General features: G+C 50.3%; 16 protein-coding genes. 11 read left to right on the top strand and 5 right to left on the bottom strand.

Features of this window, described 5'->3' with window-relative positions; all coding sequences use genetic code 11:
* Positions 1-12: 12 nt before the first annotated feature.
* Genes CIG75_RS11200 through CIG75_RS11185 form a run of 4 tightly spaced genes read left to right on the top strand, consistent with a single transcriptional unit; the run spans position 13 to position 6,815 of the window.
* Positions 13-2,265 carry a putative baseplate assembly protein gene (locus tag CIG75_RS11200; RefSeq protein WP_094236733.1) on the top strand — a complete coding sequence of 751 codons (2,253 nt, stop codon included), beginning with the start codon at positions 13-15 and terminating at the stop codon, positions 2,263-2,265.
* 29 nt (positions 2,266-2,294) lie between these two features.
* Positions 2,295-4,400, top strand: coding sequence for a phage tail protein (locus CIG75_RS11195; RefSeq protein WP_094236732.1), 2,106 nt, complete (start codon positions 2,295-2,297; stop codon positions 4,398-4,400).
* A 24-nt stretch (positions 4,401-4,424) separates the two neighbouring features.
* Complete coding sequence (locus tag CIG75_RS11190) at positions 4,425-6,110, top strand: hypothetical protein (RefSeq protein ID WP_094236731.1); 1,686 nt, start codon at positions 4,425-4,427, stop codon at positions 6,108-6,110.
* 12 nt (positions 6,111-6,122) lie between these two features.
* Positions 6,123-6,815: an eCIS core domain-containing protein gene (locus CIG75_RS11185; RefSeq protein WP_157729516.1), complete on the top strand. Its 693-nt coding sequence runs from the start codon at positions 6,123-6,125 to the stop codon at positions 6,813-6,815.
* A gap of 74 nt (positions 6,816-6,889) precedes the next feature.
* Here the strand turns inward: CIG75_RS11185 and CIG75_RS11180 are convergent, their stop codons facing one another.
* Positions 6,890-8,482 (bottom strand): MORN repeat-containing protein, encoded by a 1,593-nt coding sequence (locus tag CIG75_RS11180; protein ID WP_094236729.1) that lies wholly within the window; start codon positions 8,480-8,482, stop codon positions 6,890-6,892.
* An 86-nt stretch (positions 8,483-8,568) separates the two neighbouring features.
* The gene (locus CIG75_RS11175; protein WP_094236728.1) at positions 8,569-8,955 is read right to left on the bottom strand and encodes a DUF4280 domain-containing protein; all 387 of its coding nucleotides are present in this window, start codon (positions 8,953-8,955) and stop codon (positions 8,569-8,571) included.
* Positions 8,956-9,082: 127 nt separating this feature from the next.
* Between CIG75_RS11175 and CIG75_RS11170 the strand changes: the two genes are divergently transcribed.
* From CIG75_RS11170 to CIG75_RS11160, 3 genes are read left to right on the top strand one after another with little or no spacing between them, the layout of a single operon-like run.
* Positions 9,083-10,810 carry a TolC family protein gene (locus tag CIG75_RS11170; protein ID WP_157729514.1) on the top strand — a complete coding sequence of 576 codons (1,728 nt, stop codon included), beginning with the start codon at positions 9,083-9,085 and terminating at the stop codon, positions 10,808-10,810.
* 13 nt (positions 10,811-10,823) lie between these two features.
* Positions 10,824-12,911: a stalk domain-containing protein gene (locus tag CIG75_RS11165; protein ID WP_094236726.1), complete on the top strand. Its 2,088-nt coding sequence runs from the start codon at positions 10,824-10,826 to the stop codon at positions 12,909-12,911.
* A complete protein-coding gene (locus tag CIG75_RS11160) occupies positions 12,908-15,769 on the top strand; it encodes an adenylate/guanylate cyclase domain-containing protein (protein ID WP_094236725.1) in 2,862 nt (953 codons plus the stop codon). Before CIG75_RS11165 ends, CIG75_RS11160 begins: the two co-directional genes overlap by 4 nt.
* 26 nt (positions 15,770-15,795) lie before the next feature.
* Here the strand turns inward: CIG75_RS11160 and CIG75_RS11155 are convergent, their stop codons facing one another.
* The gene (locus CIG75_RS11155) at positions 15,796-16,365 is read right to left on the bottom strand and encodes a hypothetical protein (RefSeq protein ID WP_094236724.1); all 570 of its coding nucleotides are present in this window, start codon (positions 16,363-16,365) and stop codon (positions 15,796-15,798) included.
* A 432-nt stretch (positions 16,366-16,797) separates the two neighbouring features.
* Here CIG75_RS11155 and CIG75_RS11150 point away from each other — a divergent pair, with 432 nt between their 5' ends.
* The 4 genes from CIG75_RS11150 to CIG75_RS11135 all read left to right on the top strand — a co-directional run bounded on the left by CIG75_RS11150 (position 16,798) and on the right by CIG75_RS11135 (position 21,010).
* On the top strand, positions 16,798-17,967 hold the full coding sequence (locus tag CIG75_RS11150) for a tetratricopeptide repeat protein (RefSeq protein WP_094236723.1): 1,170 nt from the start codon (positions 16,798-16,800) through the stop codon (positions 17,965-17,967).
* A 16-nt stretch (positions 17,968-17,983) separates the two neighbouring features.
* Positions 17,984-19,162: a helix-turn-helix domain-containing protein gene (locus CIG75_RS11145; protein ID WP_094236722.1), complete on the top strand. Its 1,179-nt coding sequence runs from the start codon at positions 17,984-17,986 to the stop codon at positions 19,160-19,162.
* A gap of 25 nt (positions 19,163-19,187) precedes the next feature.
* Positions 19,188-19,463: a helix-turn-helix domain-containing protein gene (locus CIG75_RS11140; protein ID WP_094236721.1), complete on the top strand. Its 276-nt coding sequence runs from the start codon at positions 19,188-19,190 to the stop codon at positions 19,461-19,463.
* 278 nt (positions 19,464-19,741) lie between these two features.
* Positions 19,742-21,010 (top strand): helix-turn-helix domain-containing protein, encoded by a 1,269-nt coding sequence (locus tag CIG75_RS11135; RefSeq protein ID WP_172844453.1) that lies wholly within the window; start codon positions 19,742-19,744, stop codon positions 21,008-21,010.
* A 57-nt stretch (positions 21,011-21,067) separates the two neighbouring features.
* Here the strand turns inward: CIG75_RS11135 and CIG75_RS11130 are convergent, their stop codons facing one another.
* Together CIG75_RS11130 and aepX are read right to left on the bottom strand one after the other, a co-directional pair.
* Complete coding sequence (locus CIG75_RS11130) at positions 21,068-21,691, bottom strand: AAA family ATPase (RefSeq protein WP_157729513.1); 624 nt, start codon at positions 21,689-21,691, stop codon at positions 21,068-21,070.
* 67 nt (positions 21,692-21,758) lie between these two features.
* The gene (gene aepX / locus CIG75_RS11125) at positions 21,759-22,640 is read right to left on the bottom strand and encodes a phosphoenolpyruvate mutase (RefSeq protein ID WP_094236718.1); all 882 of its coding nucleotides are present in this window, start codon (positions 22,638-22,640) and stop codon (positions 21,759-21,761) included.
* Positions 22,641-23,790: the final 1,150 nt, after the last annotated feature.

The following is a 23,790-nucleotide window of genomic DNA, read 5'->3' as shown; positions in this document are numbered from 1 at the left end:
GGTGGTGAGCCCATGCTTCCGTTGCCAAATTTAGATGACCGCCTCTTTGATGAGATCGTAGCCGAAGCCCGCAAGATGATTCCCAAACTCAGTCCGCAGTGGACGGACGAAAACGCCCACGACCCTGGAATCACGCTGGTGGAACTGTTTTCACACCTCTCGGAGATGCAGCAATACTATCTCAACCGTGTCACCGCCAAAAACGAGCTGAAATTTCTGCGGATGTTGGGGATTCGTCTACAAGAAGCAAAGTCTGCCCATGTCGATGTGTCCTTTGACCAGGCCACGACTTCCTATTGGATGCCGCAGGGCACCAAACTGCGCGGTTTGAACGAGCCGTTTGAAACGACCGAACCGCTTCTGCTCGTTCCGGCGAAGATCGACCGCATCTTGGTCAGCGCGCAGGCGGAGATCACCGATCACACATCGGCTAATGAAAACAGCAAAGTGGGTTATTTCGCATTTGGCACGAGCGCGTTGCAGGGTAGCCGCCTTTACATCGCCTTTGACCGCAAACTTCCGGTCGGACAGCAGATCACCTTGACCTTCAATCTTTTTAACAACTACCAAGTTCCGGTCAACCCGTTAGCAGAGGGGGAAGAGGAACTGATTCCGCCCGCAAAAGTGAAATGGAGCTTCTCCTCGATCGACGAGTCGGTTGAAAGTCGTCCGCTGCGCTTGTTACCATTGCCCATCGATCGCGATGAAACACTGCAGCTCTCCAAAAGCGGTCGGATCAGCTTCACGTTGCCGAAAGCGATGGCAGGTATGCGGATGCACCCAGCTAACGATAAGGACCGCTATTGGATTTGCGCCACGCTGGACGAACCAGGTTATGAAATCCCGCCGAAGATCGAAAAGATTCTCTTGAACACCGTCCAAGCGGTGCATTGCGACACAAAAAGCCTCATTCAGTCGTTCGACGGTACGGGGGAGATGTTTCAAAATGAGGTGATCAACGGGTATCTTCCCTACTATGGCGAGGTCGAAGTACAGGTGCAGACTGAGGAGCGGGGAGTGTGGAGCATCTGGAAACAGGTCGAGGATTTGAACGAGTACGGCCCGGACGACAGATGCTGCGTGCTGTACCGCGATGATGAAAAACAGTGCTTCTACTTGCGATTTGGAAATGGCGATCACGGGAGGATTCCGCAGCGCGGCTCGCAGACGATCCGTGTGATCGCTAATGAAAAAGAGTATCGCGAGCACATGTTGATCGGGCGCAGCAATGGATTGCCCGGACAGCAATTTGAACTTGTCGGCACGCCGATCTTGCCCGAGTCGCTGCGCCTTCAAGTCGGGGTGCGCTCGGCGGATGGGCGCGACTGGTACTGGCAGGATTGGTCGCGGGTCGATGATTTTGAACACTCCGGCCCGGACGACCGTCATTTTGTACTCGATGCGGCCAGCGGTGAGATTTATTTTGGCAACAGCGAAAACGGGCAGATTCCAGATGTCTGTGAGTATGACAACATTCGTCTGATCGCACTGCAACTGGGGGGCGGCGATCGCGGCAATGTGCAGCGGCACCTGATCACTGAGTTTGCGCAACCGGAGCTGTTTGCTTCGATCACCTTGACCAACCACGACTTTGCCAAAGGTGGTACGGAGCGTGAGAAGCTAGACGAAGCGAAAGCGAGAATCCGCCGTGAGCTGAAGTTGCCGACGCGAGCGGTGACCAGCGAGGATTTTGAAAACATCGCCCTTGCCACGCCTGGCTTGCGTGTCGCCCGTGTCAAAGCGGTGCCGCTCTATACGGTCGGCTTGCGCGAATATCCGCAGCAACAAGCGCCTGCACAGGTGACGGTCGTCGTCGTGCCATACAGCGAGGACCCGAAGCCGATGCCAAGCAAAGGGTTCCTGAGCACGGTGCAAAACCATCTCGACCAACACCGGCTGCTGACTACCGAAGTTCACGTCGTGCCACCAGAGTATGTGAAGATCACTTTGCATACGGTGGTGGTCGTCAATCCCGATACAAAAGATCTGGCCGCTCGGATCAAAAATGTACTGCACAACTATTTCGATGTGCTCGACGAGTCGGACCCCAGCCGTGGCTGGGAGTTCGGACGTGCGGTCTACAAAGGTGACATTTACGCGATGATCAACCAGATGCCGGGCGTCGAGTATATCCAGACGCTCTGGTTTGAAGCGGAAGGGCGAGGCGTACACAAAGACCCGAGCGGAGACATTTTGTTGCCGCCGCACGGGGTGGTCTACTCCGGCCAGCACCAGATCGAACTGGTTTCCCGAATGGACGTGTAAAAAAGCGGGTGAAATGGAGGTGATTCCCGTTGTATGTTGACACGACCTTTTTCTCCTTAAATCGGCAGGCTGACTGGGAGAAAGGCGCACTGCATAACCTGGTCTTCACGGAGCGGGGCGTGCGGATTCAACGCTCTGAGCGCTACGGCTTCTATCATACGATCCGGCTTGACCGCATCGAAGGTTTGGATCGAGTTGCCGATTTCGCCCTTGGGGAAAACGATAAAATTTACTTGCTTGACCGCTCTAGCAATGTTTTTCTCTACGATTATGAGAACCATTATGCCGATCTTATCTTCCGCGCCGGACACAGTCTGTTCTCTCCACAAGCCAAGCTGACGAGGGTGGGCAGCCACCTGTTGATCGCTGAGAGTGAAGGGATCAATCGGTTGGTCGCCTACTCGCCGGGAACGGGGCAAGCGGTATGGCGGATGAACCGATACAGCGGCATCCCTGTCCATCCGCTGGCGATCACGACCGACCGGAACGGCGATGCCTACGTATTGCTCCCACTTGATCCAGTCCGACGCGAAGGCGTTGTTCAGGCGGCCGACAACTCGTTTTACGGCGTGTTAAAAGTCAACTCGGGCGGCCAGCCGCTACATCTGTATCAGCATCACACGTTGATGATTAAGAAAGCGAGCAGGCTGCACAACTTGCAGGAGCGCTTCCACATCACGGTCGGACCGGATGGCAAACTTTTCATCCTCGACAGCAAGGAGCGAGAGGTTACGTCCTTTCATGCGGACGGCAAGTATGAAAAGTGTTCGCGCATCCAAATGTACGGTGGGTCACCGTCGGGGATCGGCGTCGATCCGCATGGCGCACTCTATGTCGGTGATAACCATCCGATCGAGCAGGCCTGGGAGGACAATCGCTTTATCTTGCAATTTAACGAAGACGGTGGCTATGTCGATGAAGTGACCGGCTTCCGCGGCCAAGCGATGAAATTGCTGGCCGGTTATGCTCGCAAGATGTATGTCTGGAACGAAGATGAAAACTTGATCACCGTGCTCGAACAGAAGCGCCGGACACAGCCGCTGGGTAGACAAGGTGCTTTAAAAGGGGTCTACTTCTCCCATGCGTTCGATAGTACGGAAACCGAAACGGTCTGGCACAAAATCACGGTGGACAGCGAATTACCAAATGAAACGCAACTGCGCATCTCCTACTATGCATCCGACCAAACAGAGTTGATAGTTGGCGGCCGACGCGTGCAGCTGGATGATTATCTACAGGATGAACACATTCCGCTTGCAGAGAAACTGCCGGTGCTTGACCAACTGTACTCCGTCCCAATCGTCAATCCGAAAGATGCCTTGTTGCGAGCAAAGGGACGCTATATCTGGTTCAAGGTCGAGTGGAGCGGCAATGACCGCAAGTCGCCGCTGATGAAAAAACTCCGGGTGTACTTCCCGCGCAACTCCTATCTGGACTACCTGCCAGGCGTGTATCAGCAAGACTCTGGAAGCCGCGATTTTCTGGAGCGCTATCTGTCCTTGTTTGGCACCTTCTTCGATGAGATAGAAGAGACGATCGACCACATGTCCCGCTTTTTCGACGTCGATTCCTCGTCAGGTGATCTGTTGAAGTGGTTGGCAACCTGGCTTGGCATCGCTGTTGACGAGCGCTGGAGTGAAGAACAGATTCGCAGGCTGATGAAAAAAAGTCCAGAGCTGTTCAAAAAGCGTGGAACGCGACAAGGGCTCGAAGAGATGATTGAAGTCTTTACGGGCGAAAAGCCGTTCATCGTCGAATATTTCCAGTACAAGTACCTGCTCGAAAAAGCGCAGGTCAAAGAATACATGGAGCAGCTCTACGGTCTCGATCCGTACCGCTTCTGTGTGCTGATCAAGCCGGAAGTGGTGAAGAGTGAAGAAGAACGTAAGATTCTGCAAAAGATCATCGACGAAGAAAAACCAGCTTTTTCTGAGGCACAGCTGGTCGTGCTGGAACCGCGCATCTATCTGGGCACGCATTCTTATCTGGGCATCAATACGTTCCTCTCAGAGCCTACGCTACTCGTTCTCGATGACCGTACGACGATGCCGAACAACACCGTGCTGATCGATCTCGATCGCGACAATCGGATCGGCTTGCATACACGTCTAGAACTGGACGCCAATTTAGAATAAATCGGGAGAAAAAGGAGTTTGGAGATGCAAAAATCACGATTTTATCCATTCGAACGCAATCGTTATTTTTACGGGAAACTGCTTACCGTTCGCGATTTCGAATCGGAGCAGACCTATTTTAACGACAAGCGTCGCCTGCTCAACCGTCTGCTGTATGGCACTGGTGTCATCGCGGGACTGCAGGTGATCCGTGTCGATGAGCGATCATTTTCACTCCAGGCGGGTGTAGCGCTTGACCATCTCGGGCGCGAGATCGTCGTGCCCGAACCGATGACTTTCAATCTGTCTGTTGTGCCGGGTTTTGTGAACAACGGCGACTACAGCAAGCACATCTATCTTTGTCTCGCCTACGATGAAAAGGGCAAAGAGCCTGTTTTCTCAATCGCTAATACTACCGTGCGCAAAGACGAAGTAAACGAATATAACCGCATGTTCGAAGGTTACAAAGTGTTCGTCCGCGAACAGGCGCCTGAACTGTCGGCGTTCGAACATCACAACTTGGCGCACACGACAAAAGAGGTGCTTCAGGCTGGTGGGATTCGCATCTTGCATCAAGTGCCGCGCTATGTGCAGGCGGGCAGTGTTTTTGAAGCGAAAGTGATCGTGGAAAAATCGGTGCAGACTCCAGAATTGCAGTTGGAGTTTGAACTGATGACCAAAGGCTGCGACGCGATCGGTGGCAACAAGCTCTCCTTTAAAATGCAGGGGCAAAGCGAAACCCGTTCTGAGTTCACCTACCAACTGCGTGCGCATGATACGCCAGGTCATGATGCGACCGTAGCAATCTTGCCGGAGAACTCGATGCTTGGGGTCGGCAATGAAGTGGTGAAAGTCGGGCAGGTCAGCATTCAGAACATCGAACTGGTCGCATCGTCTGCCCGAGAGCGCGTGCTGGAAGAGTATTTTGCCCGTTCGCTCGACAAAGCGTTGGAAGCGGACAGCGAACCATGCTTGTACCTGGCGAAGATTCATCTGCAGCAGGCTGGGGCGGTCTTTATGATCGACCGCATCGAGACGGTACCGTTTGGGGATCACATCTACAACCATTCGCTTTTGACGAACCTCGGTCTCGATAATGGTTCGTCGGCTCCGCTCGACAGCAGCGAAATGGCAATGCCCAACTTCAGCGTGCAGTCGCAGTCGGAAAAACTGCCGTCCGATGCCGAGCCGCAGTTCGATGTGACATTCGATCCGACCAAGCAGGAATTTACCTTTACTCTCGGCGTCCCTGAGGTCAAGCCAGTGCAGGGTGGCAGCTCGAACGTCAGCAAAGGCCAAGTGCCGCGAACGGCGGCTGGCACGACCGACATCCATTTGTTCCCCACACAACGCACGGGCATCAATCCGTTTGCCAGAGGGGAGCGCACCTACTATTCGGATGAGATTGAGCACGGTCTTGGCACGGGGAATGTGTTTGTGCAGGCTGGCGCGGAAGAGTGCGACTCCTTGCTCAATCAAGGTGAGGCCGTTTATTATGGAGATCAGGACGTGTTTTCGGGTAGCGATTTTGAATCCTTCATGCCGAAGCTGTCGGTCGGCGTGCTTGTCTATCCGAAAAAAGGCACGTTCCGCATCGGTGTGAAACTGTTCGGCGGAACAGAGATGAGCAAAGTGCGCATCCGTTGGTGGGCAGTACAAGATCCGGAGGAAGGGACCGCTGCACAACGACCGTTCCAGCGAGAAGCAGCTCCTGCGGACGACGAGCTCTAGGAGGGGATGACTGTGGCAAGGAAGATGCATCGCGGCATTGCCGGTATTTCAAATACATCCCAAGTCAAACAGAAAAAGAAAGCCGCACAGGTAAACACAGGTTCACCGATACAAAGCACCTTGATGCAAATGCAGCGTTCATACGGCAATCAAGCCACCACTCGCTTTCTCAGCGGCCAAATCCAACGCAAGGCGCTCCAGATGTCTGCGCTTGAAGAGGAAGAACTGCAATTGAAACAAGACCCAGCACAGCGGATGGCAATGGACGAAGAGGAACTGCAACTGAAAGCAGATCCGGCACAGCGGATGGCATTGGATGAAGAGGAACTGCAGATGAAACCGGCCGCGCCTTTGCAACGCAGCGCGTCATCGAGCAAAATGCCGGAAGATGTGCAGTTGAAAATGGAGACGGCGATGAATGCCGACTTCTCTGACGTGGAGATTCATGAAGGGGACGAAGCCTCAAAAGTCGGGGCATTGGCCGTTGCACAGGGCAAGGACATCTACTTTGCCCGAGGACAGTATCAACCTGATACTCAAACTGGCCAAGAACTGCTCGGTCACGAACTCAAACACGTCGATCAACAAGCAAAAGGTCTCGTTCAACCGACCACGACGGTGGGCGGACTCCCCGTCAATGATGACCCCAAGCTAGAGCAAGATGCTGACGAAGTGGGCCGCAAAGCGGCGAGTTTGAAATTGTAAGCAACAGAATTGACAGCAAAAAGCCCTCCGTCTGGAGGGCTTTTTTATAGGGTCACATTTGGACGAGTGGGTTCTTATTTAATTGCTTTGGCGATTTCAGCTCGCGCGATCACTTTTCCATTGTAGGAACAGTAATACCAATCGTCGCCGATTGCATACACTTTCACATTGCCCGATTCGCGTACCAGTTTCAGCGGCGGAGAAGTCGGCTGATCTTTTGAAGCGTCCCCCGTCTTGCCGCCTGGTGAGGTGGGCGAAGCGGCACCGCTGGTAGTTTTAGTGGCGGCTTCCTGCTTCTCTTTTAGCATCTGCTGCAGCTCTGCCAACTGCTCCGAGCCCCAGAGTTGGATCGAGGTAACTTTTGCTTCCTTTTGCTTCTCCGGATCGGGATCGAGATTGGCAGGGTCAAGTTCGAAGCGGAACAGCATGTTGTTGCCCGCATAGACCATCTCCAATGCCGGAACACCTTGCTCAGAGATTCGCACATCTGTAGCCTTGCCGAGCAATTCTTCCACTTTCTGCGGGGCGAGATCGAGGAAGCCAGGGTAGAAGGGATACCCATCTTGGAACTGGCCTTTGAATACCACCATGCCTTTCGCATTGTAACGTTCCCCTTGCCCGCTCTCACGACCAGCTTGAAACTGGCCTTTGTAACGCAGTGTGCCTTCTGCGGTGAACAGTTCGCCTTCGCCGTCATACTTACCTTCGACAAAGGAGCCGACATATTGCGGTTTGCCTTTTTCTGTGGTCAGTGTCCCGACTCCATGGAACTTGCCGGCTGCATACTGCCCTTCATATTTCACTAGGCCATTGCTGTAATATTCCTTGCCGTCACCGTTGTACTGTCCTTCTTTAAACCCGCCTTCGAACAGGAGCTTACCAGCCTTGTCGTAAAGTTTCCCAGCTCCTTGATAGTCGCCGCCGGAAAACGTGCCTTCAAATACCTTTTTACCGTTTTCCGCAAATAGCTTGCCTTCACCTTCATAGGCGTTATCGAGAAACATTCCATCATATTTGACCTGACCGTTAAAGAAGTATTCGGTGCCTTTGCCCGCATATTTATCTTCAACAAACAGACCTTTGTACATCAGCTTGCCTTGTTGGAAATACATCGTGCCGTCGCCGCTCATCTTGCCGTGCTTAAAGTTGCCGGTATAACGCATGTCGCCGTTGGTGTAATAGGTCGTGCCTTCACCGTTGTACAGGTCATCAGCAAAACTGCCCTTGTACACGATCTCTCCCAATCCGTTGTAGGATTCACCATTGCCGTGCTTGTTGCCGTCTTTCATCTCGCCTTTGTACAATACCTCGCCGTTATGGCCGAAAATGGTGCCTGTGCCTGTGAATTTCCCATTTTTCAGGTCGCCTTCGTAAAGCAGAACCCCGTTTTCATCGACAACTTTACCGTAGCCGGAATATTTGACGATCTCTTGGGAGTTCTCGACAAAGACGTTGCGCCCCAGCAGTTCGCGCAAAAAGGCGGGCGGGTTGAGATAGAGGTATTGATACGCTAAGACGCCGAGCGCCAAAGCCAAGATCATGATGATTAAAATCAGCCGTTTTGAAACATAACGCCGACCGAAGCGGACATAGTCCTTCAACGATTGCTCTTTTGGTTTGAGCATCGATTCAACTTTGGACTGCACGGTTCTAGGCCAATTTTTCACCGCCGTGATCACCTTTTGGACACGGACTTTTATTGGAGTGACAACCGGTCTTATGATCATGTTAGACAATTGCATCAATACTTTCATCAGGGCACCTGGATCGTCTGCTGACCGGGCTGGATGATCGAAATCACGCCGCCCCAGTTGCACATCAGCTTGGAGTTGTTGTTTAAAGCAGGCATATTCGCAATATGCACCGTTGGGCTGCCCGGCGCCCAAGGCGCAGAAGTCACCGGCATGCAGGGCATCGGTGTCAGCACACCTAACGCCGCAGCAGTGGCCGAAGCGACCGCCGGATTGGCCAGCGATTGGCACATTCCAAAAGGCATCACGTTTACCATCGGCTTGTTGTCCATGATGTTTGCAATCGGCATCGTTGTTACAACTTTATTATTCGGAAGCAGCATCAGTGCACTCGGCGCAGCACCAAAGCTGCACTGCATCTGTGCGCCACCGCATACCACAAAACCCATTGTACTCGCTCCTTTATGTCTCTTCTACTAAATGTACCACAAGTTATTGAGTTATTGTTTGTAAATTAGATGCTAGACTACAAGAAAATGTAGTAAAATTGATGTTGAAGTTGATGAGCATACAGGAGTGGTTCACATTTTTATTTTGAATAAGAAAACGGCTGCCATCTCATTGATCACCGCCTGCCTGCTGGCAGGCCAGTCTACAGTGCCGATCTTGCAGTCCTCGACCGTTGTTTATGCTGCGGCCGCCTTGTCCCTTCAGGAGTTGACAGCGCGCGCCATTCAAGTTAGTCCGGATCTGAAAGATCTAAACAGCAATCTGGAAAAAAAGAAGCAAGAGTTGATCCAAGCCTACAAAGCGATCAACATTCAAGCTGAGAAAGATGCGAGCAAGCATGCGAAAGAGCATAGTTTGAGTCGAGACATCGACCTCGGCACCAAGGTCCCGAACGCGCAACTGGAACTGAAAAAAGCAGAACGCGAGATCGAGAACAAGCGACGTGAGATTGGGCTTGAAATCGAGCAACTCTACATAAACGCTTACCAAGCTCAGCTTGGCGTTCAAAAGGCACAGTCCGAACTGAAACAGGCGCAAGTGAAAGTGGATGACCTGACCAAAAAGGCGATCTTCGGCTATGCCAAGCAAGCAGCTGTCGATGCTGCGAAAAAAGAGCTGGAAACGGTGCAATCGTCCGTCACGGTAGCAACGCTTGCCTTCAAGTCCAGCCGCAATGAGTTGGGGCAAAAGGTGGGCATGGATCTCGACGGCGATTTTACGTTTGACGTTCCACGTCAATATGCATGGCTCAATCAAACGGTGCTCTGGCAGATGATCGCTCGAGCCGAGGGGACCGATCTTGAGCTGTGGAAAGCGATTGAAGCTAGACGCCTCGCAGAGGCGAAAGTCAATCTGATCCGTCAATTGTATACGAATAAATTTGGCGCCCAAACGATGCAGATATTGGAATCGACCTACAGCAGCACGAAAGAGACCGACTATGCGGCATTTATGGCCAAATACAATGAAATGTTGGCGAACATCGAAGCGAAATGGCGCGGCAAAGTGTGGGTTCTCGTCTTCTCCTTCCCGTTTTTGAAACAAGTGCCTAAAAAAGATCTGCAAGGGGAGTACGAAGGCATGCGCTATTTTGAAGACATGCAGAACTCCTTGCCACTGGCCATGCTTGAGTTTGATAAAGCGCGCTTAAAAGAAAGCGACACCCGCCAAAAGCTCGTAACCAAGATCAAAACGTCTTACCTCGGTGTCAAGCAGTCGGAAGCAAGCTACATCTTAGCGATGAAAGCACAGGATCATGCGCGCCAAGCAACGAAAGATGCAGAGCAAAAGAAAAAGTTTGGCGTGCTAAAACAGGAGGAATTGGACGCGGTCAAAGCGTCGGAAGTTCAAGCGGGAGAAATGGTCACCTCAGCTTTTCTCGCGTATAAGTTATCACTTTCCAAGCTCGACCTTGACACCTCAGGCAGCGTTGTCTACCGCAATGGTTTGTTGCCCTATCAGGTGGACAGTGGCCTCGACCCGCTGGTCCAGCCGCCGAGCGTTGACCTGTTGCTCGGAGGTTGGAAACTCGAACCGGTTGCCGAGGGGATGACCAGCAAGTTTACGGTCGGCGATCTCAAAGACGGCCTTCAGGCGACCCATTTTACGCTGCATTCGAAAAAGACGGGCAAGCAGATCGGGGAGCGCACTGCGATTAAAGGTGAACTGCTCCACTTAAACCTCGCCTTCAGCGATATCAGCGATCTGTACATCGTGTTGTACAACGGAGATCAGAAAGGGGACGAAGCCGTTCTTGAAGGCTATGCTCCTAAAGGAACTTTGACCAAGAAGTAAAAGGAGGCTCGCCATGAGTAGGAAACATCGCCGTAAGTTTGTCACCTTATTGCTCGCCCTCTCATTGTTTGGCACACTCTTGTCGGCCTCACCTTCTGCGTCGGCGGCCGACCGCCCCGCAGCATCGAAGCTGGCAAGCGGGCATCTGCTGATCGGCACCTATTTGATCCAAAAAGAGGCGTTGACCAATCCTGTTCTCGATGCGGCAAAAGCGAGCATCGACCAGTCGGATCAAGGCATGTATTACAAGTCGGAGCTAGCAGACGGTGCATGGTTCAACATCCAAAACGGATACGATCTGTCGGCCATCCTCAATCCGAGCGGTACAACGGTTGCCAATGCTGACATTGACAAAATGAAAATCAACATCTGGGTGCGGCTGAAAGACGGCAAGGTGTCGATCGAATGGTTGGACACGGCAGCCGCGCTTGACAAAGCGATCACCGATGCCAAAGATCAGCAGAAGAAAGCGGAGGAGGCTAACAAACAAGCGGTTGCAGCCGGTGATGACACGCTCGCCATTCAACTTGCGATCAAAGCGGCCACGTTACGCGCACAAGTCGCTTTTCTCGAAGCGTTGAAGGCTGGGAACAGCGAGCAAGCGGGCAATGAGCTCGAAAAGCTCGCTGATCCACAGAAACTGCTGGAGAGCGCAGTCAAGGGAGCTCAAGCCGACTTGCAAAAGCAGTTGGAAGCCGAACTGAAACGAGTGGAAGACGCACTGGCATCGGCAAGCGACCCGGCTGAGAAGGCGAAGCTGTTGGAACAGAAGAAACAGGCCGAAAAGAACCTGAACGACTTCAAAGCGGGGATCTTGTCGGCCGAGGTGGACAAAGCGATAACAGCCAGCAAGCAACTGGCGCTGGAGCTCGATCGCGCGGTCAACAACTCACAGGCCCAACTCGCGAAGGAACTGCTGGTGAAGTTGGATGCTGCCGATCAGCAGTTGTTACTCGTGCAAAGAGGATTGCTCGCGCAACAGGTTTCCGCGCTGGAAAAGCGACTAAAGGAGGCGAACGGCCTCGACGAGAGAAAGGAGATTCAAGCGGAGATCACCGCAACGAAGCAATCGTTACTGCTCAAAGAAAAAGCCGCTTGGCAAGCGGAGTTCGAGATTGTAGAAGGAACGTTTCAGAAAGCGGAAAAGCTCGGACAAAAGGACATAGCAGCTCAATTGCTTGCCAAACTCAACACGATTGCCCTGCGCATCGATGAGATCCAAGCGGAGCGAAAAGTGATTCGGATGGCTGATCTTCAAACGTTGATCACCGCGCTCAAAGACCAGATCAAGCAGGCCAAAGAGCAAGGTGCAGCAGAATCTGCCGACAATCTGCTGGTGTCACTAGTCGAGGCGGAGACCGCGCTGATATTCGAGGAGCAAGGAGTTGCAGACTCGATCGAGCAACTGGTTGCAGGCAAGCAGAAACTAACCGCCAAATTGCCACAGGCTTCCGATGCAGAAGCTGTGCTGATCAATCAGGAAATCGCCGTGCTCGATGCAAAACTGCTCAAGGCACAAAAAACGGAGCGCTTTCTGCTTAAAGAGCAGTTCGAAAAGAAACAAATGGAAGTGAAGGCGGAAACGGGTGGCAAGTCTAGCCCTGCTCTCGACAGCGCTCAGAGTGCAGTGATCGAGGAGATCAAAGCGATTGAAAGACAGAAATACACCGCGAATGACCTGAGCGCCTTGGCCGACCTGCAAAAGCAGATCAAAGTCGAGCAGCCGAAAGCGACCGTCTTGCCGGTAGAAAACGTGATCTCCAAAACGGTGGATATCAAATTCATGATGCCGCCGCTGATCCTCGGAGATCGCACGCTGATGCACATTCGTCCGATCTCTGAGTCCTTTGGCTCGACGGTCACCTGGAACCAAGACGAGCAAAGCGTCTGGATCAGCAAAGAAGGTACCACCGTCTATTGCAAGATCGGGGAGATGACAGCGCTCGTCAATGGCAAGGCTGTCAAACTGGATGCACCGCCGCGACTGATCGCTGGACGCACCGTCGTCCCGTTGCGTTTCGTTGTTGAGGCGTTGGGACTTAACGTGGTATGGCATGACAAAACGCAGGCGATAGAAATTAAAGGAACGGTCAATCTATGAGACGAAATCTACTGATCTTAACCATTTTATTGTTAGCTCTCTCAGTTCTAGGTTTTTTTAGCATTCGAAATGCGGATGATTTGAAGCGGTTTCCGACCAATCAGCTCGTAGCCCTAAAGAAACCGTATAAAGTGACGTCTGACGGCGAAAACAACATGTATATTATCGAGGATGCCAAGCAGTCGATTCTCAAGCTCGACGCCGATGGCACTCAGAAATTTAAAATCAAAGCACCGTCGCTTTCAAAGTTTGTCAATCTGAACTCGAAAGACCCGACGCTGCTCGATGATTCCCTGTCCTATATCATTTACGATCATGTTTTGCCCGCTCCAGACGGAATGCTGTATGTCGTGGTGCGGGTCATGGATGTCAATGCGCTGGTGTTGAAACACGAAGCCATCGTCCGTTACAATGCGGAAGGGAAACTAGATACAAACTGGCTTGGCTTCTCACGTCCTTACAGCGTGGCGGAACGCAATTCGCTGCGTGGCGGCAACATTCGTGCGTTGGAGCTGAAAGACGGCGAACTGTTCCTGATCACACAGGAAAGCGATATCGAGCTCGCTCTTCATGAATGGGACCGAACGCTCGATCGATTCACAAAAATCACCAGCACACATCTTGCTACTGACATCGGTGTGACAGACATCGTCGGGGTCAAATCGAAAGAGTTGATCTATTCGACGAAGCGCGGTGAGATCTACCAGGCTGGTGAACGCCTCTACCCGCAGAATTTCACGGGACAAAATGGCAGATTCGCCGAGAATGTCAAGGTGTCAGGCAGAGACGTGTACTTCCTCGACGAGTATGGCGGGAGCGTCAAACATTTTTCCTTGGATGATCCGACTCATGTCGAGACGGTGTTCACCCAAAAAGAGGCGCTGGATCTCTTGGTGGGGAAATCGATTGCAGACACCGCTCAAATCGACCATCCGTTGGCAAGCTTGGAAATACGCCCGGATGGCGCCTTGTTCGTCTCCATGGCGCAGTATGCTTTGCTGTATACGCCACAAAAGGAAATGACGGTGCTCGAATATTCGGGTAGCTCCCAAACGCGTCATTTTTTGGTCTGGATTGGCGCGGTGGTCTCGGTGTTATTGCTGCTTGGCGTACTGAAGATCTTGTACGTCAACATCATGCCGTACTCGCTGATTTACAAGCAGCTCTTCATCATCATTCCGTTGATTTCTTTGTCAATGTTGCTCTTGGCCTTTTTGGTGCATCAAGATTTTCGCGAAGACACGGAAGGGGAAGTCAGGAGCTCACTGGTCTATGTCGCTCATGATGGGCAGAATCTGGTCAGTCCTGAGCATCTGCAGCGCATCAATTCGCCACAGGACTATATGAACGAAGATTACAAAGCGATCAAAGACAAACTGACCTTTAAAGATAACTTTGGAAAGTTTTACATGATGGTCTACAAATACATCGACAACAGGCTGTACGATGTGCTCGAAGATGATAACGATACTCGCATGTTCGATTCCTTCCAGGTCACCGTCGATGAAACGGCCGTTTCCGCTTGTATGGCCCGTGACAAAGTGACAGGCAATTTGAAGGCTGTGGATGCAGGCTTCGATTACAACAAAGCGTTAGAAGAGCAGTCGTATGTCACTTGTAAATCTCAAGACCAAAATGGCACTTGGCTGTTCGCGCTCGGCCCGCTGTACAACGCGGACAAAACAAAAGTGATCGGGGTCTATGAGGCAGGGATCAATATGCACGGCTTTGAACTGCGCATGGAGGAGTACTGGTACAGCACGTTACAGAAACTGACCGGGTTTACGATCTTGATTTTGCTCGTCGTACTGTTGGTGACGCTTCTGCAACTCAAATCGGTCCGCCGCTTGAGCACAAGCGCTAACCAGATTGCCAAAGGCCAGTGGAGCACGCGAGTGACCGTCACCTCCCATGATGAAGTGGCCGCCTTGGGGCACAGCTTCAACGACATGTCGGAGCATGTGGAGAAAAAGGTGTTGGAATTGCGTGAGTTCCGCGATGCGTATCGCCATTTCGTACCGGAGAAGTTCCTAAACTACCTAGGCAAGCGCGATATTCGCCATGTGATATTGGGCGATCAGGTCGAGTTGGACATGAGCATCCTGGTCATCAACATTCGTGACTTCGAAGACTTCTTGGAAGATATGAAAGACAAAACGCGCGACAATTTCAACTTTATCAACCGCTTCCTGCACGAGATTTCACCGATCATCGATGATAACAACGGGGAAGTGAGCAAATACCTCAACCATGGGATTCTCGCCGTGTTCCCAGATAGCCCGAGCGAGGCGCTGACGGCGGCGGTGGAGATGAAACGTTCGTTAGACGACTATAATGACATCCGAGAAGGGAAGGGCAAGGGGCGGATCGAAGTGGGCATCGGCATCCAGCGCGGACCGCTGATGCTTGGGATCATCGGTGCGGAAGAGCGACTTGAGGTCAGCGTCATCTCGGACAGCGTGCAATTTGCCATGTTGCTCGAGGAGATCTCGGACAAACTCGGAGCGACGATCCTGCTTCCGGCGCATGTCCTGCAATCGATTCCAGAGCGAGACAACTTCCAAGCGCGCAGCCTTGGGCTGATCGAGCTTCAAGACAAATTGGCCGGCCCGATCGAATTGTACGATGTTTTTGAAGCGGACGACGAAGAGACGCGCCGTTTAAAACAAAAGACAAAAGACCTGTTCGAATCGGCGATTACCAAATACCAACAGGGCCGATTCTATGACGCCCGTGAAGCTTTCCTGCAAGTGATTCGTCAAAATCCAAGTGACAAAATCGCCCAACTCTATTTTTACGTCTGTGATGAAAACCGCGGCGGTATGAAGGACGATTGGAAAGGAACATTGATCGTCTAAGTCAAAATGGGTAAAAAAAGAGCCTCTCATTCGAGGGGCTCTTTTTCTTGCGACGACAGCACCTTGCCAAGCTTCGCGGCCAAGTCTACGTTGCCATGGGTGACGACTGGGGGAAGTTGATAAGCGCGGTTGTTCGCGTCGATTTGGTAGAGACGTATTTGAATGGGGAGGTCAACGCCAAATTTGAAGAGTGCCTCCATGTAAAGAACAATCTTTTCGATAAGTTGGGCTTCAGTCAGATCAGAGGAGTCTACTGCTTCGATATAACCATCTTGGAAGAACTGGGTGTACGAGATGATCGATCTGGTATTGGGAATCTTGACAAAAGAGGTCTCACTGTAAGTTTCAGATTCTGTCATGTATTCCTGGACCGCGAGCGGAGCCAAGGGACAAATGTCGTATTCCTTCGGATCAACAAACGCGCTTTCCGGGAACATGTGCAACACAAGCCGTGCTGTGCCAAACGGTAAATCAAAGCCGGTACGACCTTCCAGAACACTGTGCAAACGGGAGATCGATTCATCATGAATGACCTCACTTAACGTCGGTTGATAATCGAATGACAGGTGCTCAAGTTGGCGAGTCAAATTTTCCACTAGCAGCATCTCCTCTCAGAATGAGGGTGGGAAATTACTACCTTATCATATCACAAATATTTTCGATATAAAACGCCTTGAATCGTAGTTATACATTTGTTATTTATTCGATATAGTACAGAATTTTCCGGTTAGGTATGAGGAATTATTCTGCAAAATAAGCTATGCTAATATTAATGAGATTCGTATACTTTTCTATATTGGAATCGTCGTTCAAGAAATGGCAGTGGATCAAGAGGCGCCATTAGGCGGCACCCGCTCAACCCAGTTTCAAGCGGCTTCTGCTGTGGTGAAAGAGTCGCTCCTCATTCCTCTTTGCACGTGACACCTTCAAAGAGGACGACAACCGTATGCGAATCGTTCATGAAGTCAGACCAAAAACGATATCTGTTCGACAGTCAACTTTAAACGAGCGATGACAGGGGAATGAACATGAGCCAATTAGATGCGCCAACGCATACCTATGTAGATCAAATTCCGCTGGGACGGCGGATTCGAGAGATCATGAAAGAAAAAGGAAGTTCCTACAGCATGTCAGCCATGGCAAGTCGTCTTGGTATGAGCCGTGAGACACTGCGAGTGATGCTGAGTGGCGAACGCGGGCTTTACACATTCGAGTTGGAGCAGATCGCACAAGATTTGAAAGTGCCGTTGACACGTCTAACGCAAGCGGATTTGATGCACTATCATAGTGATAAACAGTTTTCGAAGTATATATCTAATGGCCAGTGGGAGGAGTCGATGCGCGCCGCTAGGGAGCATAACGATGTTGCAATTGGTCTCTCAGAGCGCGCAGAGGCGACCAACAGGTTACAACTTGTACACTTCTGGAAGGGCGAATTAGAAGAAGCAACTCGACATTGTTTGGAATTTTATGCAATGGCAGAAGAAATTAACAAGAAGTATCAAGATAGCAAAATACTTGAGAAAGCGCTGAATAATCTCTTGAACTGCTATGCAAATATGGGGCAATTTGACAAAGCGCTCGAACTCATAGAATTGGTCGAACCAATTTTTCGCGATACGCCTCTAATGGGATTGGTGTATTATACGCTTGCTAGAATGGAATTATCGAGGTATGAACTGGCCGATGCGAAAATGTATTTCTACAAAAGTCATGAACAATTTTTGCTGTCAAAGGTTACGGATAGGATCGGACGAGGATACATGAATATTGCGTACATTGAATATGTCACACGCGAGTATGAGAAAGCAAAAGAACTTTTTGAAGCTGTATTTAGAACGGATCCGTCTGTCCAAATTTGGTTTCTGGCGAAGAAAGGTTTGGCAAAAACGCTAATCAAACTCAAAGAAAATCGTGCAGCGGAGGAAGTAATTCGGTCAGCTTTACAATCGGATCGGATTGTTGAACATCTGGACGTGAAAGCTTTGCTTCTTATCTTATTGTTTCGAGCTACAGGGAATCCTGGCTATGCGGAAGCAGTCGTCTCCGGTATGCAATACAACAAGAAGGAACGGTTTATCGCATCGCGCTATCTCAATCGATATTACAAAGGAATACTAAGGCTGGGTCGGTCACGGTCAGCAAGGGTGCAACGGAGTAACTCGAAACGTCTTTTTTCGCTGGATAACAATATGTAATGGCAGGAGAAAATGAATGAGCCAACTTACAGCACCTACACATACGTATGAAGATAAGATTCCGCTCTGGCGGCGAATTCGCGAGATTATGAAGGAAAAAGGCAGTTCCTACAGCATTACAGCGATGTCAGCACGGCTTGGGATGAGCAGGGAGACATTGCGGCTGATGTTGAATGGTGAACGCGAGATCTACAACTTTGAATTAGAGAAGATTGCCCAAGATTTGAAAGTGCAGCTGCCTCGATTGTTGCAAGAAGATTTGCATGCACAAAATAATAATGACCTTCGTCGTCAACTTATTACACAGAACCAGTTAGGGAAGGCCATGGAACTAGTCGAAGCTCGACACGTTGTATCGATCGGTATGTCGGAAAGAGCATTCAGCCTCTCTGCAATTGCATACATCTGTTTCTGGAAACAGGATTTCGATAAAGCGAAGCAATATCTACAAGAATTGTACGTGATTGCAGAAAAAATCAAACAGGACTATCAAGATGAGGCATTATATTCCAGATGCTTGGTCCTGTTTTTGAATGTTTATGCACATACTGATGAGTTTGATAAAGTACTTGAGATCAAAGAGCAAGTGGAGCCCTATTTGCAGAATGATCCGCTTAATCATGGTGTTTTGTATGTTGCACTTGCCAAAATGAAGTACTCATCGTTTGAACATAAAGAAGCCAAAATGTATCTCTATAAATGTTTGGAACTATATTTGACAACTACGAATCGTGATCGGATTGGTCGGGCCTATCTCAATGTCGCCTGGGCTGAATATGCTGATCTCAACTACAGGAAAGCAAGAGATCTAATCGCGGGTTCGATCGAATATTGGGAAAATGAAATTGTACGTCTGAGCGGGTTTAAGGCATTGGCGAAAGTGTATATCAAACTACATGAATTTCAGGCAGCCGAGTCAATAATTCGCAAAACGTTACAATCGGAACCTATTGATCAAAACTTGGATTTAAAAGCAAGAATGCTAATCTTACTGTCCCGGGCCACTCAAGACACCCGGTATGCGGATGGCGTGGCGCGGAATCTGAGCTACCCGAAAAAGAGCAGGTACCTTGCGTATCGCTATCTGACGATTGCCTTTAAGCAAAAAGAGTTTTTGCAGCAGTGGCATGTGTTGACCCGAAAATCGAAGGGGAGATTGACGAAAAAACGTTTCCCGCTCGACAAGAATTTTTAGTAGATGGAAGGTGAGGGAACCGTAGATGAGCCAACTTATGGCACCGACACATACAAATGCAGATCAGATTCCACGGTTGAGACGAATCCGGGAGATCATGAAGGAGAAGGAAAGCTCCTTCAGTCTTTCCGCAATGGCAAAACGCCTGAGTATTAGCAGGGAAACATTACGGCTGATGTTAACCGGGGATCGGGCGATCTATCTCGTTATGTTGGAGAAAATCGCACAGGACCTAAATGTGCCTGTTGCACGAATCTTGCAGGCAGAATCGTGGGAGCAGGATCCAAAAGAGAAGATCTAGCCGTTTTTTGATTCGTTAGATGAGAAGTTACAGGTTCCATTTTTTGATGATACAAGACGATACATAGGCTAGGCTCAGATACCTTACAGACACTTTTAAACGATAAGTGCGAATACGAGCCCCTTTTTAGGGGCTTTTTTTGTTGAAGGAGGCGAATTGTCAGACAACTTCTGTCGTTTTTTTTTCCTGCAATAACATGGTCTGTAAATATATCAAAGTTGACCCGTTTCTTGTTACAATGTGTTCAAGACATTCACCGCTGAGGAGGTACGATGAAAATGATGACATCGTTGGGACAAAGAATTCGTGAGTTGAGAGTGAAGAAGGGGATGACCCAGATTGGGCTGGCAGATGGAATTTGTACGCCGAGTATGATTTCGCAAATCGAGTCGGACAGAACCACTCCTTCGTATAAAATATTGTTTGGGATTGCAGAGAAATTGGGCGTGCCACTCGACTTTTTGCTGAAAGATGTTGAACTCGATCTGGCAGACATCACCAAATATAAGATGGCGAAAGGGCTGGTGCGAGCCAAGGAGTACGGGTTGGCGATCACGCAGTTGCAGGAATTGCTCGACAGCACCGACCAGCAGATTCCGAAGATGGACGTGCAGGTGGAATTGGCCTTCTCCTTGCTCCAAGTTGGACGGGCCGCGGAGGCGATGTCATTCTTGAACGAGGTGCAGGGCTTGGCGATTCTGCGGCAGGATGGAGAGCTGCTGTCCAAAGTGTATCTCCATATGGGGCTGGATGCACTAAAAAAGAGCGAATATTCAATCTCTTTATATCACACCGAGCGTGCGCTTGAGGAATTGAAAAAGATTGAGCTGCCTGACCCGGCGCTTCAGGCAAAAGTGTTGGTACAATTGGCGAACGTTCATGAGAAGACCGGCCAGGTAAACAAAGCAGCAGAATGTTGGAATGCGGCGTTGCAGGTGGTAGAAGCGGAGGATCGAGGCAAGATGATGCTGAAGCTTGCAGACGCCTACTACCGTCAAAAGAACTACCTCAAGGCGGATGAATATGCGACCAAGGCTACGATCTTGCTGGAAGAGGAAGAAAACACTCGGCACAATCAGGACTGGAAGCGCAGAGCGGTGTTGCTCAAGCGCGATCGAATCGACTGGAGAGCTTCCGTACAGGAGCTACTCGCCATGACCAACCATTGTGAAGGTGCGAAGGTCGGAGAGCTGTATGCGGATATCGCCACCATTTTGCTGACGAACGAGGCGATCGATGAAGCGTGTGAGTACGCGGAAAAGGCACGAATGAGCTTGCCGGAACTTCATCCGTGCATGGGCCGAGTCCATCAGTTGCTAGCACTGATCTTCTTTGAGCGAGAAGATGATCAAAAAGGTCAGGCCCATCTCGACCGTGCGCTCGCATTGTTCGAACAGTATGGCATGACCTCCGAATTGGAGGAAGGTACCCGCAAACTCTGCCGTCTCCTCAACCGTCAAGGGAAATACGAAGAGTCTGCACGCCGCTGGGAGCAACTCCACGATTATTTGATGGGAGATCTGCAAAAGCGCGGCATCGCGTTGTAAGACTGGTGTAGAACACACAAGAAGAGTATCCCAGGTCTGGGATACTCTTCTTGTGTGTTAGTTGGACGATTCGATGACCGTTGGCCAGCCGGGAATGTGCTGGACACAGAGCTGACGAACCTCGGACACGACTTGTTCCGGTGTTTTGCCGGTCGTGTCCAAAACGATGTAGGGCCCGTCCCAACTCATCACTGCTCGCAGAGCCGCTTCGAAGTTTAAGGTATATTCGTGCGAGTTGACGACCCGCATATCGGTCGCTTTTAGTTCATCGACACGGGCGAGCAGGCGGCGTTTCAATTCTTCGTGGTCTGCCGTCAATAAAATCGACAGGTGCGGCGTGACCATGCGCTCGCGGATCGGTGCAAACGCCTCGAGCACTTTCTCCAGCGGCGTTCCGGTGTTCAGAGAATAGATCGCCATATAGGTTGCAAAATAGCGGTGACAGATCACCGGCACTTTTTCACCAGATTTTTTTACTTTGCCCGACGTGTACATACACGAAGCAAAATAGTATAGCAGGCGCGAATCGTCATCCGCATCTTCATCGACAAAATCGCGGAAATCGCGCCACTCTGGTGACATCCCTTTATAAAATGCAGCCCCTTGTTCCTGCTCCAAAGCTGCACAGACGGTGCTTTTTCCGGTGCCATCTACACCTTCAATAACCAAAAACGGTTTCAAGTTCCTGCACTCCTTTCGAGATTGCAACAGCTTGCAATCGTTGGCTGTCAAATTCTAACCGCTCCTCTTATCTGACCTCTTGTCTGCGGTACTGTTCTTCTTGTTTGATCATGTCTTTCAACCCTTGTAGTTCAAAAAGTTGATCCATCGGGCTTAATTGATCTTGAATCGCAAGCAACGACCCAGACTCTTTGAGCTGGGCAAGGACTTGATTCATGGCCTTGACCGCCGCCCGCAACGCTTGGTTGGCATAGATGACCATTTTGACGTTATGTTCGATCATTTCGGTCAGCGTGATGCTCGGGTAAGTGGTTGGCACGATAACCAGCGGTGTGTCGGAGTTCCAGCGGCGGCTGAATTCGAAGATCTCTCCGGGATCTTTTTGTTTGGAATGGATCAAAATGAGATCGGCGCCCGCTTCCTCATAAGCGGCCGCACGTTCGAGTGACTCTTCCATCCCATGTCCTGCGATCAACGACTCGACGCGGGCGATCACCACAAAATCAGGGTCGCGCTGTGTGTCTTTTGCTGCGCGAATCTTGGCTGAAAATTCATCTTTGGGAGCGAGCGTTTGGAAGCCTGGGATGAAGGAATTCATCTTTGGAAAGACTTTATCTTCAATACAGACGGCTGCAATGCCCGCTTTCTCATAATCGCGCACCATGCGGATCACGTTGTTCACATTGCCAAATCCGGTGTCACAGTCTGCGATGATCGGTAAGTGGGTGGCATCGGTCATCTGACGTGCAGCTTCAAGAAATTCGACCATGGTCAAGATGTTTGCATCCGGTTTGGCATGGGCTGTGGAGATCTCAAATCCGCTCGCCCATACCGCATCAAATCCGTGCTGCTCCACCAACTTTGCTCCCAACGCGTTGTGCGCCCCTACCGTTTGGATGATGCGATCCGGCTCCTGCATCAGACTGCGCAATCGTTTTCTCGGGTTCATCTCAATTCCCACCCTTCCGAATTTTATATATAATTTTTGTTTACGTATAGAATATTCACCAATCAATTCGACTGAAAAACATTCAAATCTTCGCTTGATTATTTTCTGATTATTTATATAATAGAGTAAACGGAAAGTTTTTTCAAGGCACTAAACTTGCTAAATTTTCCGTCCCTAATTAAGTGTTAAGGGAGGTGTCCACCATGTTCCGTAACCGCGTAGCACAACCGGTAGAATTTGTTGACATCCGCAGTATCGCAATCACGATGCCGGAGTTCATCGAAATCCGTAAGTAACATTGGATCGGACACGCCTTAGCTGGGAGAGGAGGTGCACAATATGGAACGTAACCGTTGGCAAGAGCCTGTTGAATTTTTCGACATCCGTAAAGAGTACTGGCAAGAACCGGTATTGTTTATCGATATCCGCAAGTAATGATGATCCCGGAATGTCGAGCAATGTTTCAGCAACATCAGACGATCTTGGTGGTGCGTCACACTAGTTCGATATCTCGGAAAAAATGTTGTAAAGGAGGTGCACAACATGGAGCGCAAACTCGTAATGGAACTGCCGTACTTCAACGACATCCGCAAAGGTCTCGTTATGCACACGCATGAGTACATTGACATCCGCAAGAAGTAATTTTGCTTCTTACATTCACCAAGATTTAATTGAAAGGAGGTGCACATGATGGAGCGCAAACTCGTAATGGAACTGCCGTACTTCAACGACATCCGCAAAGGTCTCGTTTTGCACACGCCTGAGTACATCGACATCCGCAAGAAGTAATTTTTCTTCCTATATTTACCGAGATTTAATTGAAAGGAGGTGCACAACATGGAGCGCAAACTCGTAATGGAACTGCCGTACTTCAACGACATCCGCAAAGGTCTCGTTATGTACACGCATGAGTACATCGACATCCGCAAGAAGTAATTTTGCACGACGAAAAGACTCGTCCTGCAAGAAAAAGGAGGTGCCCACTATGGAGCGCACAATCGTGATGGAACTGCCGAACTTTATCGACGTCCGCAAAGGTTTCGTTTTGCCGCAGACTGATTTTGTAAACATCCGCAAGTAGTGATTCGTTTCATTTGATTGGAAAGGAGAGGAAGTCTTCCTCTCCTTTCTCCTGATGTTAAGTGCTAAA

Source organism: Tumebacillus algifaecis (genome assembly GCF_002243515.1).
In the GTDB taxonomy this organism is placed as follows: Bacteria; Bacillota; Bacilli; order Tumebacillales; family Tumebacillaceae; genus Tumebacillus_A; species Tumebacillus_A algifaecis.
This window is presented reverse-complemented; position numbering and strand designations above follow the sequence as displayed.

Coding starts and splice junctions, on each gene's coding strand:
- CIG75_RS11150 (WP_094236723.1), top strand. CDS start 16,798: ATGAGCCAATTAGATGCGCCAACGCATACCTATGTAGATCAAATTCCG.
- CIG75_RS11140 (WP_094236721.1), top strand. CDS start 19,188: ATGAGCCAACTTATGGCACCGACACATACAAATGCAGATCAGATTCCA.
- CIG75_RS11200 (WP_094236733.1), top strand. CDS start 13: ATGCTTCCGTTGCCAAATTTAGATGACCGCCTCTTTGATGAGATCGTA.
- aepX (WP_094236718.1), bottom strand. CDS start 22,640: ATGAACCCGAGAAAACGATTGCGCAGTCTGATGCAGGAGCCGGATCGC.
- CIG75_RS11165 (WP_094236726.1), top strand. CDS start 10,824: ATGAGTAGGAAACATCGCCGTAAGTTTGTCACCTTATTGCTCGCCCTC.
- CIG75_RS11175 (WP_094236728.1), bottom strand. CDS start 8,955: ATGGGTTTTGTGGTATGCGGTGGCGCACAGATGCAGTGCAGCTTTGGT.
- CIG75_RS11160 (WP_094236725.1), top strand. CDS start 12,908: ATGAGACGAAATCTACTGATCTTAACCATTTTATTGTTAGCTCTCTCA.
- CIG75_RS11135 (WP_172844453.1), top strand. CDS start 19,742: ATGATGACATCGTTGGGACAAAGAATTCGTGAGTTGAGAGTGAAGAAG.
- CIG75_RS11190 (WP_094236731.1), top strand. CDS start 4,425: ATGCAAAAATCACGATTTTATCCATTCGAACGCAATCGTTATTTTTAC.
- CIG75_RS11145 (WP_094236722.1), top strand. CDS start 17,984: ATGAGCCAACTTACAGCACCTACACATACGTATGAAGATAAGATTCCG.